Consider the following 15,713-nt stretch of genomic DNA (forward strand, 5'->3'; position numbering starts at 1 on the left):
CACCGTACGCCCGCGAAGCAGCACGCGAAAGCGGCGACCGGACGTACCCGTCCGACCGGCTCCACCGACCCGCCCCGGACCGTCGTGAGCACGCCAGGGAGAATCCTCGTCATGACCCACACCGTGCTGATCGCCGAGGACGACCGGGCCATCCGCGACTCGCTTGTCCGCGCGCTGATGCTGGAGGGCTACCGGGTGCGGATCGCCACGAACGGCACCCAGACCCTGGCCGTCCTCGCCGAACAGCGCCCGGACGTCCTGCTGCTCGACGTGATGATGCCCGAGCCGGACGGCCTGGAGGTCTGCCGCCGGCTGCGCGCCGCCGGCGACCGCACCCCGGTGCTGATGCTCACCGCCCGGGTCGAGGTCCCGGACCGGATCGCCGGGCTCGACGCCGGTGCCGACGACTACCTGGTCAAGCCCTTCGACGTGCACGAGCTGTTCGCCCGGCTGCGCGCCCTGCTGCGTCGCCACGAGCCGGCGCCCACGACCGGGGGCCCGCCCGTCGCCGAGGTCCTGACCGTCGCCGACCTGCGGATCGAGCCGCCCGCCCGGCGGGCCTGGCGGGGCGGCGAGGAGCTGGAGCTGTCCCGCACCGAGTTCGATCTGCTGGAGCTGCTGGCCCGGCACGCCGGCGCCGTCCTCGACCAGGCCACCCTGTACGAGCGGATCTGGGGCTACGACTTCGGACCCGGCTCGAAGAACCTCGCCGTCTTCATCGGCTACCTGCGCCGCAAGCTCGACCGCCCCGGCATGCTCCCGTTGATCCACACCGTCCGCGGCGTCGGCTACACGCTGCGCGAGCCGTGACCGGCCAGGCGCGCCGCCCGCGCCTGCCGCGCCCGGGCCTGCACGTTACTCTCTCGCTCGCCTTCGCCGCGATCGCCGCCCTGGTCGCCGTGCTGATCGGCGCCCTCGGCTACCACGCCGCCGCCCGGCTGATCCGCGACGACGAGACCGCCGACTTCGGCGCGGCCGTCGCCTCCGTCGACCGGCAGGTCGAACGGGAGGTCCTCTTCCCGGGCGACTTCGCCGGCCCCAGCGGCCTGAGCGACGACCTGCTGCGCCCGATCCGGGTGACCTCGCAGGCGCTCGACCCCGATGCCCGGGTGCTCCCCGGCACCGCCCGGCTCGACCTGCCGTCGACCCCGGAGGACCTCCGACTCGCCCGGTCCGACGAGCCGGGCCGCACCGCGACCGGGCTGCGCGTCCTGCACGGCGACACCCTCCGGGTGGGCGTCGTCTCGCTCGGCGGCCACCGGGGCGCGGTCCAGATCATCCAGCAGGTCGGTCCGACCGAGCACCTGCTGGCCGTGCTGCGGATCCGCACCGCCCTCCTGGTGGCGATGGTCGCGGTGCTCGCGGGCGGGGCAGGCTGGCTGCTGGCCCGGGGGATCTCGGGCCGGCTGGTCCGGCTCACCGCCGCGGCCGAACTGGTCGCCGCCAGCGGCCGGTTGGACGTCCCGGTGCCCGCCGCCGGTACGGACGAGGTGGGCAGGCTCGGCCGCGCCTTCGACCGGATGCTGGTCCGGCTCGCCACCGCCAAGGAGAACCAGCGCCGTCTCGTCCAGGACGCCGGGCACGAGCTGCGCACCCCGCTGACCAGCCTGCGCACCAATCTCGCGGTGCTCCCCGCCTTGGACCGGCTGCCGCCCTCCGAGCGCGCCGCGTTGATGGCCGATCTGGCCGAGGAGGCAAGGGAGTTGACCCAGCTGGTGGAGGAGCTGGTGGCGCTGGCCGCCGACCGCCGGGCGGACGAGCTGCCGACCGAGGTGGTCCTGGCCGATGTGGTCCGCGGGGCCGCCGCCCAGGCCGGGCGGCGCAGCGACCGGGAGATCCTGGTGGACGCGGACGACACCGTGGTCACCGCCCGCCCCGACGCGCTGGCCCGCGCGGTGGGCAACCTGCTCGACAACGCCGCCAAGTTCGACCCGGCCGGGGCGGGCCCGATCGAGGTGGTGGTGCGCGGCCCACGGGTGGAGGTGCGCGACCGCGGCCCGGGCATCGACGAGGCCGACCTCGACCGGGTCTTCGACCGCTTCTACCGGGCCACCGCCGCCCGCAGCCTGCCCGGTTCCGGGCTGGGCCTGGCGATCGTGCACGAGGTGGCCAGGTCGCACGGCGGCGCCGCGTTCGCCGCCAACCGGGAGGGCGGCGGTGCGGTGATCGGCTTCACCCTCGGCGACTGACGAACGCGGACGGGCCCGGTGCGCTGAAGCGGCACCGGGCCCCGACAGACGTCAAGCCCGGACAGGCGTCAAACCCAGACGGACGTCATCAGCCCCCGCCCGAGCCAGTCGGACTCGTCCTTCACACCGGGCAGGACGAAGAAGTACCCGCCACCCGTCGGCGAGATGTAGTCCACCAGCGGCTCGCCGATCAGCCTGGTCTGGGTGGCCTCGAACTGCCGCGCCACGTCCTGCTGGTAGCAGCAGAACACCAGGCCCATGTCCAGGTTGCCCGCCTTGTCCACGCCCCGGTCGTAGTTGAAGCCGCGGCGCAGGATGCGCGAGTCGTCGGTGTCGGAGGTGCGCGGGTTGGCGAGGCGGATGTGCGCGTCGAGCGGGATCGCCTTGCCGTCCGGGTCCTTGGCGTAGTCCGGCGCGTCGGTCTCCTGGTGGCCGTCGAGCGGCGCGCCGGTGTCGCGGCGGCGGCCGAACATCTTCTCCTGCTCGGTGAGGGTGACCCGGTCCCAGAACTCGATGAGCATCCGGATGATCCGGATCACCTGGTAGCTGCCGCCGACGGCCCAGGCGGGCTCGCCCGTCGCACCGTTCACCCAGATCAGCCGGTCCATCTCCCGGGACGACCCGGTGTCCGGGTTGACGATCCCGTCCTTGAAGCCCAGCAGGTTGCGCTGGGCGCCGTCGGGGCGGGACTGGTTCTGGAAGCCGTCGATCCGCCAGAGGATCTGCATCGCACCGCGGGTGTGCCGGGTGATGTCGCGCAGCGCGTGCAGCACGGTGTCCTGGCGGTCGGCGCAGATCTGCAGCGAGAGGTCGCCGTGCAGTTCGGCGGCCTGCAGGTTGTCGTTGGGGAAGGTCTTCATCGGCGTCAGCTTGAGCGGCTTGGCCTTCGCCAGCCCGTAGCGGTCGTCGAAGAGCGAGGCGCCGACGCCGACAGTGACGGTCAGGTTGTCGCTGGGGACGGTGGGGCCCAGGATGCCGCTGTCCGCGGGCGGCGCGCCGACGCCGGCGTCGGGCGGGGTGCCGCCGGCGGTGAGGAAGCGGATCCGCTCGGTCAGGGTCTTCAGCAGGCCTTCGAGTCCGGTGCGGTCCTGGGCGATCACCTGGCAGGAGACGAAGGCCGCGTAGCCGGGGGCCGGGGTGGTGATCCCGGCCTGGTGGGCGCCGTGGAACGGCACCGCCCCGCCCTTCGTCGGGTGGGCGTCCCCGGCGGAGGCCGGACCGGCGGCAAGGGTGAGGCCGCCGCCGGCGAGCACGGCCGCGCCGGCACCGGCGCCGAGCGCGGCCCGGACGAAGCTGCGCCGGGCCGGTCCGGCCGGACAGCCGCTCTCCGCGGAAGCCGCCGGAGCTGCGGGAGCCTCGGAAGCCGGGGCGACGGCCTGGGCGGCGTGCGGGAACGGGCAGGAGCCGGCGGCTGCGGTGTGGTCGGTCATCAGGCGGCCTTCCGGATCTCGAGCAGGGCGGGGATGGGGGCGAGGTCCTCCAGCAGCTGGCCGGTGGCACCGTTGAGCTGACGGCGGGTGTCGGCGGGCAACCGGTCGACCGGGGTCCAGCCGTCGGGCGTGCGGGCGGCGGCGACAAGGTCGCCGACCCGCTTCATCCCGGCGTTCACCCGGACCGGCAGCTGCGGGTCCCGGTCGTCGAGCAGCGGCTGCAGCAGGGTCAGCAGTTCCCGGGTGCCCGCCAGGTTGGCCTGGGCGGTGGCCAGGTTGGTGCCGCTGCCCATGTCGGTGTCACCGGTCAGCTCGAACTGGAGGGTGTTCTCCAGGATCTCGTGGGCGCGCAGCGGCAGGTCGGCCGGGTCGAAGTCCTGGGCCGGGAAGTCGTGCACCAGCTTGGCGACGTTCTGCGCCAGCTCGTCCGCGACGGGCGTCAGGTCGGCGGCGGACTGGCCGTGCCAGAGGCCGTACTCCAGGCGCAGGAAGCCGGTGAAGCCCGGGTCCCGGTACTTGTCGGCGAGGCCGTCCGGGCGTCCGTCGATCTTGCCGTCGAGGTCGGCGAAGGTGCCGTAGGCGGCGCCGAGCGAGGCGTACTGCAGGTGTGCGGTGAGCCAGTCGGTCCTGGCGGTGGCGAGGTCGCCGGAGTGCACGTCGGCCTGCAGCTTCTGGGTCTGCGTCATGAGGGTCGCGAGGCCCTGCTCGACGTACGCCTTGTAGCTGTCGAGCGGGCCCTTGAGGTCGTCCTCGGAGACCGGCTTGACGGCCTTGGCCTCGCTGCCGCCGGCGATGTGCACGACGGCGGAGGTGACGGCGTTCCCGCCGGTGGGAACGCAGCGCCAGGCGTAGTCGCCCGAGCCGATGGTGGCGGTGAGCGCCCGGGTGGTGCCGGGGGCCAGACCCTCGACCTCGCCGTAGACCGCGCCGGTGCCCGGGTCGACCAGGTACACCTCGGAGACCTTGTCGCCGGTGTTGTGCATCTGGAAGACCTGCTGGCCGGGCTGCGGGGTGCCGAAGCCCCGGCCGCAGTCCCGCTCGGAGACGATGACGGTGGCGGAGCCGTTCTGCTTGCCGTCGCCGAGTGCGATCACGGCGCCGGCCACCACGACCGGGACGGCGACCAGGGCGGTCGGCAGCACCCAGCGCGGACGGCCGGGGCGCACCGGCCCGGCCTGCGCCCCGGCAGGCGCCGCGGTCGCATCGTCCTTCGCGTCCTTCCCGGCGTCGTTCGCAGCGTCCTTCGCGGGCGCCGGAGCATCCGCACCGCCGCGGACGCCCTCGATGAACATCGTCATCACCACGCCCAGGTACGCGACGTACCCGACGACCTGCAGCACCGTCATGGTGACGGTCAGGTTGAGCGTGCCCTGGACGAGGGTGGCGTACCAGGACGAGGCGTCCAGGTGCCCGCTCAGGTCGAAGGCGTACGTGCTGCCGCCGCCGACCAGGCCGGACTCCTGCAGGTCGCGCAGGCCGTAGCCGAGCACGCCCGCCGCGACGACGATCAGCCCGGCCCCGGTGACGGTGAAGAACCGGGTGAGGTTCATCTTCAGCGCCCGCCGGTACAGGCCCCAGCACAGTCCGGCGGAGAGCACCAGGCCGACGGCCGCGCCGAGCAGCGGGCCGGTGGACTCCCCGGCGGTGCGCACGTTGGTCCACAGGAAGAGCGAGGTCTCCAGGCCCTCGCGGGCGACCGCGAGAAAGCTGGTGAGGATCAGTGCGCCGGCGCCCACCGCCAGCGAGGCCTGGACCTTCTCCTTCAGTTCGGCGGAGAGGGTGCGCGCCGAGCGGCGCATCCAGAACACCATCGCGGTGACGAAGCCGACCGCGATCAGGCTGAGCACCCCGCCGAACGCCTCCTGGGCGTGGCCGGAGAGGTTGGCGGCGGTGAAGGTGAGCACGGCGCCGAAGCTCAGGCTCAGCGCGACGGCCGCCGCGACGCCGGTCCACACCTGGGGCAGCCGGGCCTTCTGGCCCGCCCGGACCAGTGTGGCGACCAGGATCGACACGATCAGTCCGGCTTCCAGACCCTCGCGCAACCCGATCAGGAAGCTGGGAAACGCCTCATCCCACATGCAGCGGGCTCCTCCCCCGGGCCGCCCCGGGCCGTCACCTGTCTCGCCCCGCCGCGGCGGCGGTGGAGCGGCACAGCCGAACGCCCCGGACGTCGTGGTCCAGGGCGCTTCGGCTTAGCTTAGGCAAACCTTAGGGCTGCGCTGGTCAACTGCACCCCTGCTTCGGGTAAGGGTTCGGTATGGGTACTCCCGTGCGTTCACCAAACCGGCGTGTCGGAGCGGTCGAGGGGTGGTGCGCGTCACCCCGTCCGTGCTCGCACCGTCACCCCCACCACTGCTCGGGCACGGGCTCCGGCTCGTCCGGGACCGTCACCGGTTCGGCGGAGCGCACCAGCAGGTCGCCCGACTCGGTCTCGGCGACCAGGTAGCCGCGTTCGCGCAGCACGAGCGCGGCCGCGCCGCTCAGTGCCGCGCACGCCTCCCGGGTGGGCGGCCCGTCCGGCTCCGCGCCCGGTTTCCAGCCGACCACCACGCCCTCGGGGCGGCGGTCGATCCACAGCGGTGAGGGGCCCGGCGCGGTGTCGAACCCGGCGCGGGCCAGGGCTTCGGTGACGTCCTCGAAGAGTTCACGGTGATCCACCATTGGCGCAGCGTAGGCCGTGGAGCGCGCGACCCCAGGGCGCGGCACGCGCCGGACCGGTCCAACGGCACCCGACCGCAGCATCGGCGCCCGTTGAGCCGACCGGCGGCCAGCCGATCGGGCTTCAGGAACGCCCGTCCGGCCCGACACGAGCGGCCGGACGGGCCGATGGACGTGCACAGTCGGCCCCCTGCCGACAGCATGTCAGAGTAAGCGCTCCATCACCCTGAGCAACGTGTCCAGCGGGCCGGCCCGGTCCGCGCGCCGGCTCGACCGGCGGGCCCGTATCGAGAGGTCCCATGATCACAACACTTCGCCGGCCGGCGTTCCCGCCGACGGGGCTCCAGCACGGCACGCCGAGGACGCCGGGGAGCCCGTCGTGAGAGCCGACCAGCAGTCGCAGCCGGGACCGGTGACCAGCACACGCGCCAAACCCGCGAACACGGCCGAGGCCCTCGCCGACTGGACCGACGGCCGGCTCGGCATCTACGCCCTGGCCAAGTCCAACCTGCGCAAGATCTTCCCGGACCACTGGTCCTTCATGCTGGGCGAGATCGCGCTCTACACCTTCGTGATCATCATCATCACGGGCGTCTGGCTGACCATGTTCTTCCAGCCGAGCATGAGCGAGGTCGTCTACGAAGGCTCGTACGTACCGCTCAAGGGCGTCACCATGTCGGAGGCCTACGCCTCGACGCTCGGCATCAGCTTCGACATCCGCGGCGGCCTGCTGATCCGCCAGATCCACCACTGGGCGGCGATCGTCTTCGTCGCCTCGATGCTGACGCACATGATGCGCGTCTTCTTCACCGGCGCGTTCCGCAAGCCGCGCGAGATCAACTGGATCTTCGGCGCCCTGCTGCTGTTCCTCGGCATGTTCGACGGCTTCATGGGCTACTCCCTGCCGGACGACCTGCTCTCCGGCACCGGCATCCGGTTCATGGAGGGCGCGATCCTGGCCGTCCCGATCGTCGGCTCCTACCTGCAGTTCTTCATCTTCGGCGGACAGTTCCCCGGCTTCGTCATCGTGCCGCGGCTGTTCACCGTCCACATCCTGCTGATCCCGGGGATCATGGTGGGCCTGCTCGCGGCGCACCTGATCCTGGTCTTCTACCACAAGCACACCCAGTTCGCCGGGCCCGGCCGCACCAACAAGAACGTGGTCGGCATGCCGCTGCTGCCGGTCTACACGGCCAAGGCGGGCGGCTTCTTCTTCCTGGTCTTCGGCGTGGTGGCGGTCATGTCGGCGATCGCCACGGTCAACCCGATCTGGGCGTACGGCCCGTACCGGCCCGACCAGGTGTCCACGGACGCCCAGCCGGACTGGTACATGGGCTTCTCCGAGGGCCTGGTCCGCGTGATGCCGGGCTGGGAGGTCAGCGTCTGGGGCGGCCACACCCTGAACCTCGGGGTGTTCATCCCACTGGTCGTCTTCCCGACCGTGCTGATGGCCATCTGGTCCTGGCCGTTCCTGGAGGCGTGGGTCACCGGGGACCGCGGTGAGCACCACATCGCGGACCGGCCGCGCAACGCGCCGGTGCGCACGGCCTTCGGCGCGGCCTGGATGGGCCTCTACCTGAGCCTGCTGGCGGGCGGCGGCAACGACCTGCTGGCCACCCACTTCCACCTCTCGATCAACACCATCACCTACGCCGTGCGGATCGGCTTCTTCGCCGTGCCGGTGATCGTCTTCGTGATCACCAAGCGGTGGTGCCTGGGCCTGCAGCGCCGGGACCGGGAGAAGGTGCTGCACGGACGGGAGACCGGCGTCATCCAGCGGCTCCAGCACGGCGAGTTCGTCGAGATCCACGCCCCGCTGCCGCCGGGCCGGCTCTTCACCCTCACCGCGCACGACCAGCCGCAGCCGACGGTCCTACCGCCGGAGGTGGACGAGAACGGGGTGGTCCGCAAGGCCGGACTGTTCACCCGCGCCCGGGCGAAGCTGTCCCGCGGCTTCTACGGCCAGGGCAGCCAGATCGCCAAGCCCACCGCCGAGGAGCACGCGGAGGTCACCAGCGGCCACGGCCACCACTGACCCCCGCTCCGGGCACGACCAGGGCCCGCAGCGCCGTTGCCGGCGCGGCGGGCCCTGGTCGTGCGTGCGGGTCCGGGCGGCCCCGCGGGCTCAGCCCCGCAGGACTGCCGGGACGACGGCGAACAGCGCCGCCGCCAGGGTGACGGAGGCGCAGAGCGCCGCCCAGCGGGCGCAGATCCGGCGGCACTCGGCGCGGTACCGGGCGGCCAGCCGGCGGCAGCGTTCGACGGCGCGCTCCACGACCTCCTCGGCGTAGCGCAACCGGTCCGCGGTGTAGGCCTGTTCGAGGTTCTCCCGTTCCGCGGCCGGGAGCCAGGGGAACTGCCCGGCGAAGGCACGGGCGTCCCGCTCGGCCGCCGCGACCTCCGCCTCCCAGGCCAGGAAGCCCTCGATGCGGGCGAACTCCACCCGGGAGTCCGCCCGGCCGCCGGTGCCGGCGGGCCTGCCCCGGCGCGGGTTCCGCGCGCCCGGCGGACGCTGTCTGCCACCCATGACCGCTCCTCGTGTCCAGTCGTCCCGCCTGGTCGGCCGCGCGGGAGTCGGCCCTGCGGCAGACCGCTCCGCAACCAGGAAACTACTATCAGTGACCGAGTGGGGGCGTCGGGCGACTCGCCGAGCCTCCGCACAACCCGGGCCCGCCCCCGGTCGAAAAGGCTGCGCGCCGCGCACTTCTGCGCGCCCCGCACTCCTGCTCGACGCGCAACTTCCGCGACAGTGGCGGCCATGACGACGGATCAGCCAGGCCGCCGCGGCACTGCGCGAACGGCCGGCCGGGGAACCGCTCGGGGGGCGCTCACCCGGCCCCTGCTCGACTCGTTCCACGGCGCGGCCGAGCAGCCGACCCCGCAGTGGACCGCCGCCGTACGGCTGTTGCTGCGCGAACCGGTGCTCCAGGCCGAGCTGACCCGCGGCGGCGCGGAGACGGAGGCCGGACTCGCGGCGGCCGTGGCGGGCCGGACCGGGACCGACGCGGCCCGGGACCACCACCCGAAGCTCGTCGCCGCGGCCGCGCTCGCGGCGCTCAAGGCCGCCAACGACCAGTTCGTGAACGCCGATCCACCGGTGCCTTACCGGTGCCCGACCCGTCGTCACACTGAACCCGTGCTCCCGGCGGGGGAATCGAGATGGGCCGCGACGTCGTCATCGCCGGTGTCGGCCCGAACGGGCGGTTGCCGGCCTGCGGACGGGCACTGGCCGGGTTCCGCCGGTGGTGCCGGAGCGACTGCCCGAACGCTCCGGGGCCCAGAAGGCCAACGGCCTGGTCGGCGAGGTGATCCGGCTGCTCGACCACCAGGGCCGGTACGAACCGCTCGGCGGACCGGATGCGCCACGGCCCGCGGCCCGGCCGGGGCCCTGCTGCTGCGCCCCCGACGGGTACGTCGCCTGGGCGTCGGAGCCCGGCGCGCCGGACCCGGGCGGCCTGACCCGGGCACTGTGCACCTGGTGCGGCGACGCCCGGACCTGAGTACGCGTACCCAGGCCGACCGAGTACCCCGCCGCTGCCCGGCGGCCGGGGCGAGGCAGCAGCATGGGCCGTATGAGCGAACTCGCGCGCACCTCCGGCCGCACGACCGTCTCCGCCCGCGGGCAGTGGTGGAACGCCGTGACGATCTCCACCGTGGGGTACCTGGTCCTCCTGCCATTGGCGGCGGTCGTCCGAGGCCTCGCCGAGATGATGACCGACGCCTGCGCCTCCCCGGCCGCCTGCCCCTCGACCTACGCCCATCTGGCCCTGGCGGACCGCGGGTTGTTCGCGAGCCTGGCCCTGGTCGTCCTCCAGTGGCCCGTCGTCCGCCTGGTCCGCCGGGGCCGGGTGCTGGTCACGCTGCTCCCCGCGGTGGCCCTGGCGGTCGCCGTGGTCGCGATGTTCACCATCGAGGGAAACACCTGATCCGGGCGTTCCGCAGGACTGACGCCGGGTCAACTATGGTCGTCGCCGGCACGTCCGGCGTGGACGGGCCACCTCCTGACGAGACGGGGAAACGGTGCGCATCGGAATCATCGGCACGGGCATGGTCGGACGCACGCTGGGGAGCAAGCTGGTCTCGCTCGGCCACCGGGTGACGCTGGGCTCCCGGACCAAGGACAACGAGAAGGGGCCGGCCTGGGCCGCCGAGGCCGGCCCCGGCGCCCAGTGCGGGACCTTCGCCGACGCAGCCGCCTTCGGCGAGGTGGTGCTGAACGCCACCGGCGGGACGGTCGCCCTGGCGGCACTGCGGGCCGCCGGGGCGGAGCACCTCGCGGGGAAGCTGCTGATCGACGTCTCCAACCCGTTGGTCTTCGGCCCCGAGGGCCAGGTCTCCCTCGACCCGGTGAACACCGACAGCGTCGGCGAGCGGATCCAGCGCGAGTTCCCCGAGGCTCGGGTGGTGAAGGCGCTCAACACCGTCAACTGCGACCTGATGGTGGAGCCGGGCCGGCTGAGCGGCGAGCACGACCTCTTCATCGCCGGCGACGACGCGGCGGCCAAGGCCGAGGCCGTCGCCCTGCTCGGCGGCTTCGGCTGGCCGGCCGAGTGGATCATCGACCTCGGGGACATCACGGCCGCCCGTGCGACGGAGATGCTGATGCCGTTCTGGCTCCGGATGATGGGGCACTTCGGCAGCGCCGAGTTCAACTACTCGTTCCGGCGCCCCGCGTAACGCGGGAGGGTCTGCCCCCGCCCGGCGCGCCGGGCGGGGGCAGACCCTTCGCGCGCCCGGTCCCGGGCGACAGGAGGCACCCGCGGTGGGGGAGAATGGACCGCATGTCCCGACGTCGTTCCGCGCCCCGCTCCGCCGCCCCGCGGCTGCTGCCCTCCTCCCCCTGCCCGTGCGGCCTGTCGGCCGCCTACGGCGACTGCTGTGGCCGGCTGCACCGCGGCCAGGCCGCGGCGACCACCGCCGAATCGCTGATGCGCTCCCGGTTCAGCGCCTTCGCGGCGCAGGACGAGGCGTACCTGCTGCGGACCTGGCACCCGGATACCCGTCCCGCCGAGGTCGACTTCGACCCGGCGCTGCGCTGGACCCGGCTGGAGGTGGTCTCCACCTCCGAGGGCGGCGCGTTCCACGCGACGGGCACCGTCGCCTTCCGCGCGCACTGGACCGAGGGCGGCGAGGAGGGCGTGCTCACCGAGCACAGCCGCTTCGTGCGGCACGAGGGCGCCTGGGTCTACGTCGACGCCCTCTCGCTCGGCTGAGCCCGCCCTGCCGTCGTTACAGGTAGTCGTCCAGGCGCCCCAGGGCGAAGCCGGCCGCGGTGACGTCGTTGACGACCTTGCGCAGCAGGTCCGGCATGGAGGCCTTCCAGATGTCCTGGCCCCGGAAGTGGGTGAGGATGATGTCCCCCGGGTGCAGCTTGCGGTCGTCGTAGCGCCACTCCATGTGGTCCGGGAACGCCTCCTCGTTCCACAGCGGCACCGCCTGCACCCCGCAGGAGGCCGCCGCGCGCAGCGTGTCGTCGTTGTACTCGCCGTACGGCGGCCGGAACAGCCGGGGGCGGACGCCGATCTGCTGCTCCAGCTGGTCCTGTTGGTTGCAGACCTCCTGGCGCTGGGTCTCGTAGTCCAGGACCTTCAGGTTGCGGTGGTTGATCGTGTGGTTGTTGATCTCCACGCCCTGGGCGTGCAGGTCGCGGAAGTAGCCGTAGTTCTCGCGGACCAGGTAGTCGGACACGAAGGCGCTGAGCGGGATGCCCAGCTCCTCGGCCATCCGGGAGAACGCGGGGTCCTTCTCCGCGCCGTCGTCGACGGTCAGGAAGACCACCTTGTCGTCGGTCGGCACCCGGTAGACCACCGGCGGGCGGCCCTCGGCGAGCTTGACGCCCTGGACGGGGGTGAGCCGGGCCCTGGTCGCCGGGCGCGGCGGGGCCTTCAGCGGCGTGCTCTCCAGGCCCCAGCGCCGCGCGGTCTCCAGGGCGGTCCGGGCGGCCGCCTCCTGGCGGGCGACCGCCTCGCTGCTGGTCTCCTCCTCCAGGCGGGCCGCGCCGGGCAGCATCGGTGGCGCCGCCGGCGGGCGGCCCGCACCGTGCCCGGCGGCGTCCGCTCCCGCGGGGGCCGCGGCGGCCTCCACGGCGGGTGCCGCGTCCGCACCGGCCGGCGCCGTCCCGGCCGGTGCGGCCTTCGGCCCGGCGGGGGCGGCCGGGGCTGCGCAGCCGGCGAGGACGGCGGAGAGGCAGACGGTGGCCAGCAGGCCGGTCCGCACACCGCTCCGGCCCTTCTGACTCCCCCTCAAACCCCCATTAATCCGACAATCTGATGGTCTATCCATAGCTGCACTGCTCCCCCGCCGCGCACCCCCGTCAATCCCCCCATCACCCGTGCGGGGCAACGGCGCACCGCGGTGCTTGCCCTTCCTTTGCCGACCGCCCGTCCGCCGACCCCGTCGGGCCGCCGCGCCGGTCGCCCGGCCGCACCCGGCCGCACCGACCGGGCCCGGAGCCGCACCGAAAACCGATTGCGACGGGGGGAGGGCGGAGTGGATCATGCGCGCATGACGAACACCTCGCCCCGCCGCTCCGACCACTGGGCCGTCGCCACGGCCGACGTGACCTCCGACGAGGCCCTGGAGCTGCTGCGCGAGTACTTCTACGACGTGGCCAACCGGTACTACCGCCTGCACTTCGGCCGGGAGGGCGCCCCCGAGGAGTTGGAGTCCGGGCTGGCCGACTCCCCCAGCGGCGACCTCGTCGCCCCGGACGGCCTGTTCCTGATCGGCCGTCACGACGGCGCCGCCCACTCCTGCGCGGGCCTGCGGCGGCTCGACGCCACCACCGTCGAGCTCACCCGCGTGTACGTCCGTCCCGCCCTGCGCGGCACCGGCGGCGGTGCCCGTCTGCTCGCCGCCGTCGACGAGGGAGCCCGGGCCCTGGGCGCCGACCGGATCGTCCTCGATACCCGCCTCGACCTGGTCGAGGCCCGCGCGCTCTACCTCCGGAACGGCTACCGGGAGATCCCGGCCTACAAGAGCGGCCCGTACGCCGAGGTCTGGTACGGCAAGGAACTCAGCGCCCCCGATCAGCAGGGGCGCTGAGCACCACCGGTCCGGCCGCCCCGACGCCGGGTGCCGGCCGAACCCGGCGGCGGTCGCCGGGAACGGTTCGGATCCGGCTAGCGCGCGCCGGCCTCGGAGCGGCGCTCCCGGCCGTCCGTCAGGGCGGCCCGGAGTTCCGCCGCCGAGGGCGGGTTCGCGCCCGGGCGGGCGACGGTCAGGGCGGCGGCCGTCACCCCGTGGGTGAGGCAGGTCCGCAGGTCCTCGCCGGACACGCGGGCGTGCAGGAAGGCGGCCGTGAAGGAGTCCCCGGCACCGACGGTGTCCGCGACCGGCACCGGGACGGCCGCCGCCTCGACCCGGACGCCCTCGGCGGTGCGGGCGAACGCCCCGTCGGCACCGAGGGTCACCGCGACGACGGCGGGGCCGAGCGCCAGCCAGCGCTCGGCGACCGCGTCGGGCCGCTCGCCCGGGTAGAGCCAGGCCAGGTCCTCGTCGCTCGCCTTGACCAGCTCGCTCAGTGCCACGCAGCGCTCGACCCGCCGGACGGCACCGGCCCGCTCGCCCATCAGCGCGGGGCGCACATTGGGGTCGTAGCTGATCTGCGTCCGTCCGCGCCACCGCTCCACCAGCGCCAGCACCGCGGCCGCGCCCGGCTCGGTGACCGCGCCGATCGAGCCGAGGTGGATCGCGGCGGGCGTCGCCGCGGGGTCGGCCGGCCCGGTCGACGCGCTCGCCCCCGGCAGCGCGGTCGGGGGGAACGTCCAGCCGATGTCGAAGGTGTACTGCGCCCGCCCCCGGTCGTCCAGCCGCACCACGGCCGAGGGCGTCCGCGCGGCCCCGGCGGCCCGTACCCGTACGCCCGCCGACTCCAGGTGGGCCCGGATCAGCCGGCCGTTTTCGTCCGGTCCCAGCTCGGTGAGCAGCGTGGCCGGGCGGCCCAGACGGGCCAGGCCGTACGCCACGTTCGCGGGGCTGCCGCCGGGGTGCACCCGGTCCGGGGCACCGTCCGTGCGGACGACGTCCGCGACGCACTCGCCGATCACCAGAACGTGCGAATCCGGGCTGATCACGGCGGCTCCTGGCATCCGGGGCGGGGCTCGACTCGGCCGCCAGCCTACGGGGTGCGTCCGCAGGGGCCGTGCCCGGGCACGGAAGTACGGCCGCCGGACCTGGTCCAGGAACTCCGGCGGCCGTGGCCCCGTCCGTCAGGGGACGAAGCACTCCTGACGTTAGACGGCCGCCGGGGGCCCCGCCATCACCGTGGGCCGTCCGGGGGACGACGGGGTGTCGTCGGGCCCTCCGGATCGCTCGGCACCGGGCCCGGAGGCGCCCTGGCCCGCGTGCGCGGTGCGCGGCCACCGCGGACGACGTCCGCTCCGCCTCCGAGGTGTCCGGGGAGGACCTGGGTGGGCTCCTCGGCGACCGGCCGTCCGGGCTGCGCAGCCCCGATGCCGGGGCACCCGGACCGGGCGGTGGGGCCGGCGGGGGCCGTGCCGGGCGCGGTGCCACGGCCACGGCTACGGGGACGGCGGGTACGGCGGGCAGTCAGGACGGGGCGGCGGGGGCGGGCGGGGCTGGGGTGGCCCGGGGCTCCGGGACGCTCTGACGGCGCCGCTGGGGCTGCTGGTGCACGCCCCGGCGCGCCGCTTCGCGTCCGGTCGCCGTGAACGCGCCCTGACCGGCCGGGGCGGGTGGGGCCATGGTGGTTCCCACGGCCCGCCCGCCGCCCGGCCTGAGTCCCGGTCGGTTCGCGGGCCGTCCAACTTCTCCGCGCGGGTCCTCGCCGCGGTGCGCGCGGCGCGGTCGGCGGCCGGCACGGTCGGCGGCCGCTGCGCTCCGGGGCCTTCCGCGTCCCCGCTCCCGCCCGGTTGTCAGTGGCCGGTGCTAGCGTTCCGACCACGATCGAGGAACGGTCGGGAACGAACGGGGGGGTCTCCTCATGGGTGTTGGGCTGCGGGAGTTCGGGGTCGAGGTCTACGACCGCTGGACGGCGCTGTGGAACGGCGAGCTGGAGCTGGCCGAGAAGATCATGGCGCCCGACTTCACCCTGCGGTACACGCAGGCGGGCTCGGAGCTGTTCGACGAGGTGCGGACGCCGGCGGGGCTGGCCGAGGTGATCCGGCAGTGGCACGCCAAGCGGTCCGAGCTGCGGTTCGCCGCCGAGGGCGTCGCGGTGGTGGACCTGGAGTCGGTCGACGGGGCCGTGTCCGGCCTGGTGGCCCGGCCGTACCTGGCAAGCTTCTCGGACGGCGAGGGCGGCACGGTGGCGCGCAGCGGGACGGACGTCCTGCGGCTCGACGGCGGGCTGATAACCGAGGTCTGGTCGGTCTCCTCCGGTTCCGCCGGGCGGACGTTCTACCGGGCCTGACGCACCGTCGACACGGGTGCGGGAGCGCGGCGGGCGGTCCGTGCGGGCCGCCCGCCGTAACCC

At 74.2% G+C, this 15,713-nt stretch carries 15 protein-coding genes and 1 pseudogene; 10 read left to right on the top strand and 6 right to left on the bottom strand.

The genetic code is table 11. The features are described from left to right. Nucleotides 1–111 precede the first annotated feature (111 nt). Nucleotides 112–810: a response regulator transcription factor gene (locus AB0D10_RS14630; protein ID WP_360255589.1), complete on the top strand. Its 699-nt coding sequence runs from the start codon at nucleotides 112–114 to the stop codon at nucleotides 808–810. Further along, on the top strand, nucleotides 807–2,189 hold the full coding sequence (locus AB0D10_RS14635) for an ATP-binding protein (RefSeq protein ID WP_360255592.1): 1,383 nt from the start codon (nucleotides 807–809) through the stop codon (nucleotides 2,187–2,189). The genes AB0D10_RS14630 and AB0D10_RS14635 overlap by 4 nt, the downstream gene beginning before the upstream one ends. Before the next feature lie 68 nt (nucleotides 2,190–2,257). Here AB0D10_RS14635 and efeB read toward each other — a convergent pair whose 3' ends face one another. From efeB to AB0D10_RS14650, 3 genes are all read right to left on the bottom strand, one after another. Then, nucleotides 2,258–3,619 carry an iron uptake transporter deferrochelatase/peroxidase subunit gene (gene efeB, locus AB0D10_RS14640; RefSeq protein ID WP_360255595.1) on the bottom strand — a complete coding sequence of 454 codons (1,362 nt, stop codon included), beginning with the start codon at nucleotides 3,617–3,619 and terminating at the stop codon, nucleotides 2,258–2,260. Beyond that, nucleotides 3,619–5,697 carry an iron uptake transporter permease EfeU gene (gene efeU, locus AB0D10_RS14645; RefSeq protein ID WP_360255597.1) on the bottom strand — a complete coding sequence of 693 codons (2,079 nt, stop codon included), beginning with the start codon at nucleotides 5,695–5,697 and terminating at the stop codon, nucleotides 3,619–3,621. The genes efeB and efeU overlap by 1 nt, the downstream gene beginning before the upstream one ends. 262 nt (nucleotides 5,698–5,959) lie before the next feature. Continuing rightward, nucleotides 5,960–6,280 (bottom strand): hypothetical protein, encoded by a 321-nt coding sequence (locus AB0D10_RS14650; RefSeq protein WP_360255600.1) that lies wholly within the window; start codon nucleotides 6,278–6,280, stop codon nucleotides 5,960–5,962. A gap of 409 nt (nucleotides 6,281–6,689) precedes the next feature. On the opposite strand from AB0D10_RS14650, the gene AB0D10_RS14655 reads away from it, so the two are divergent. Then, the gene (locus AB0D10_RS14655) at nucleotides 6,690–8,312 is read left to right on the top strand and encodes a cytochrome bc complex cytochrome b subunit (RefSeq protein ID WP_360255603.1); all 1,623 of its coding nucleotides are present in this window, start codon (nucleotides 6,690–6,692) and stop codon (nucleotides 8,310–8,312) included. A 90-nt stretch (nucleotides 8,313–8,402) separates the two neighbouring features. On the opposite strand, the gene AB0D10_RS14660 is transcribed toward AB0D10_RS14655, so the two are convergent. After that, the gene (locus AB0D10_RS14660) at nucleotides 8,403–8,804 is read right to left on the bottom strand and encodes a hypothetical protein (protein ID WP_360255605.1); all 402 of its coding nucleotides are present in this window, start codon (nucleotides 8,802–8,804) and stop codon (nucleotides 8,403–8,405) included. 231 nt (nucleotides 8,805–9,035) lie between these two features. Between AB0D10_RS14660 and AB0D10_RS14665 the strand changes: the two are divergent. The 5 genes and pseudogenes from AB0D10_RS14665 to AB0D10_RS14685 form a co-directional block, all read left to right on the top strand. Continuing rightward, nucleotides 9,036–9,356, top strand: a pseudogene (locus AB0D10_RS14665) (hypothetical protein); the annotation flags it as partial. 163 nt (nucleotides 9,357–9,519) lie between these two features. Further along, nucleotides 9,520–9,777, top strand: a complete 258-nt coding sequence (locus AB0D10_RS14670; protein ID WP_360255607.1) for a hypothetical protein — start codon at nucleotides 9,520–9,522, stop codon at nucleotides 9,775–9,777. A 72-nt stretch (nucleotides 9,778–9,849) separates the two neighbouring features. Beyond that, nucleotides 9,850–10,203 carry a hypothetical protein gene (locus tag AB0D10_RS14675; protein WP_360255609.1) on the top strand — a complete coding sequence of 118 codons (354 nt, stop codon included), beginning with the start codon at nucleotides 9,850–9,852 and terminating at the stop codon, nucleotides 10,201–10,203. A gap of 94 nt (nucleotides 10,204–10,297) precedes the next feature. Next, nucleotides 10,298–10,954 (top strand): NAD(P)-binding domain-containing protein, encoded by a 657-nt coding sequence (locus tag AB0D10_RS14680; protein ID WP_360255612.1) that lies wholly within the window; start codon nucleotides 10,298–10,300, stop codon nucleotides 10,952–10,954. 104 nt (nucleotides 10,955–11,058) lie between these two features. Next, nucleotides 11,059–11,490 (top strand): YchJ family metal-binding protein, encoded by a 432-nt coding sequence (locus tag AB0D10_RS14685; protein WP_360255615.1) that lies wholly within the window; start codon nucleotides 11,059–11,061, stop codon nucleotides 11,488–11,490. Between the two features lie 16 nt (nucleotides 11,491–11,506). Here AB0D10_RS14685 and AB0D10_RS14690 read toward each other — a convergent pair whose 3' ends face one another. Continuing rightward, complete coding sequence (locus AB0D10_RS14690) at nucleotides 11,507–12,523, bottom strand: polysaccharide deacetylase family protein (RefSeq protein ID WP_360255617.1); 1,017 nt, start codon at nucleotides 12,521–12,523, stop codon at nucleotides 11,507–11,509. Between the two features lie 258 nt (nucleotides 12,524–12,781). Here AB0D10_RS14690 and AB0D10_RS14695 point away from each other — a divergent pair, with 258 nt between their 5' ends. After that, nucleotides 12,782–13,321: a GNAT family N-acetyltransferase gene (locus AB0D10_RS14695; protein WP_360255619.1), complete on the top strand. Its 540-nt coding sequence runs from the start codon at nucleotides 12,782–12,784 to the stop codon at nucleotides 13,319–13,321. A 77-nt stretch (nucleotides 13,322–13,398) separates the two neighbouring features. Here the strand turns inward: AB0D10_RS14695 and AB0D10_RS14700 are convergent, their stop codons facing one another. Beyond that, nucleotides 13,399–14,349, bottom strand: coding sequence for a carbohydrate kinase (locus AB0D10_RS14700; protein WP_360255683.1), 951 nt, complete (start codon nucleotides 14,347–14,349; stop codon nucleotides 13,399–13,401). Nucleotides 14,350–15,221: 872 nt separating this feature from the next. On the opposite strand from AB0D10_RS14700, the gene AB0D10_RS14705 reads away from it, so the two are divergent. Then, the gene (locus AB0D10_RS14705) at nucleotides 15,222–15,650 is read left to right on the top strand and encodes a nuclear transport factor 2 family protein (RefSeq protein ID WP_360255621.1); all 429 of its coding nucleotides are present in this window, start codon (nucleotides 15,222–15,224) and stop codon (nucleotides 15,648–15,650) included. The last annotated feature ends 63 nt before the right edge of the window (nucleotides 15,651–15,713 follow it).

The sequence above is a fragment of the Kitasatospora sp. NPDC048545 genome, from assembly GCF_040651155.1.
Classification (GTDB): Bacteria; Actinomycetota; Actinomycetes; order Streptomycetales; family Streptomycetaceae; genus Kitasatospora.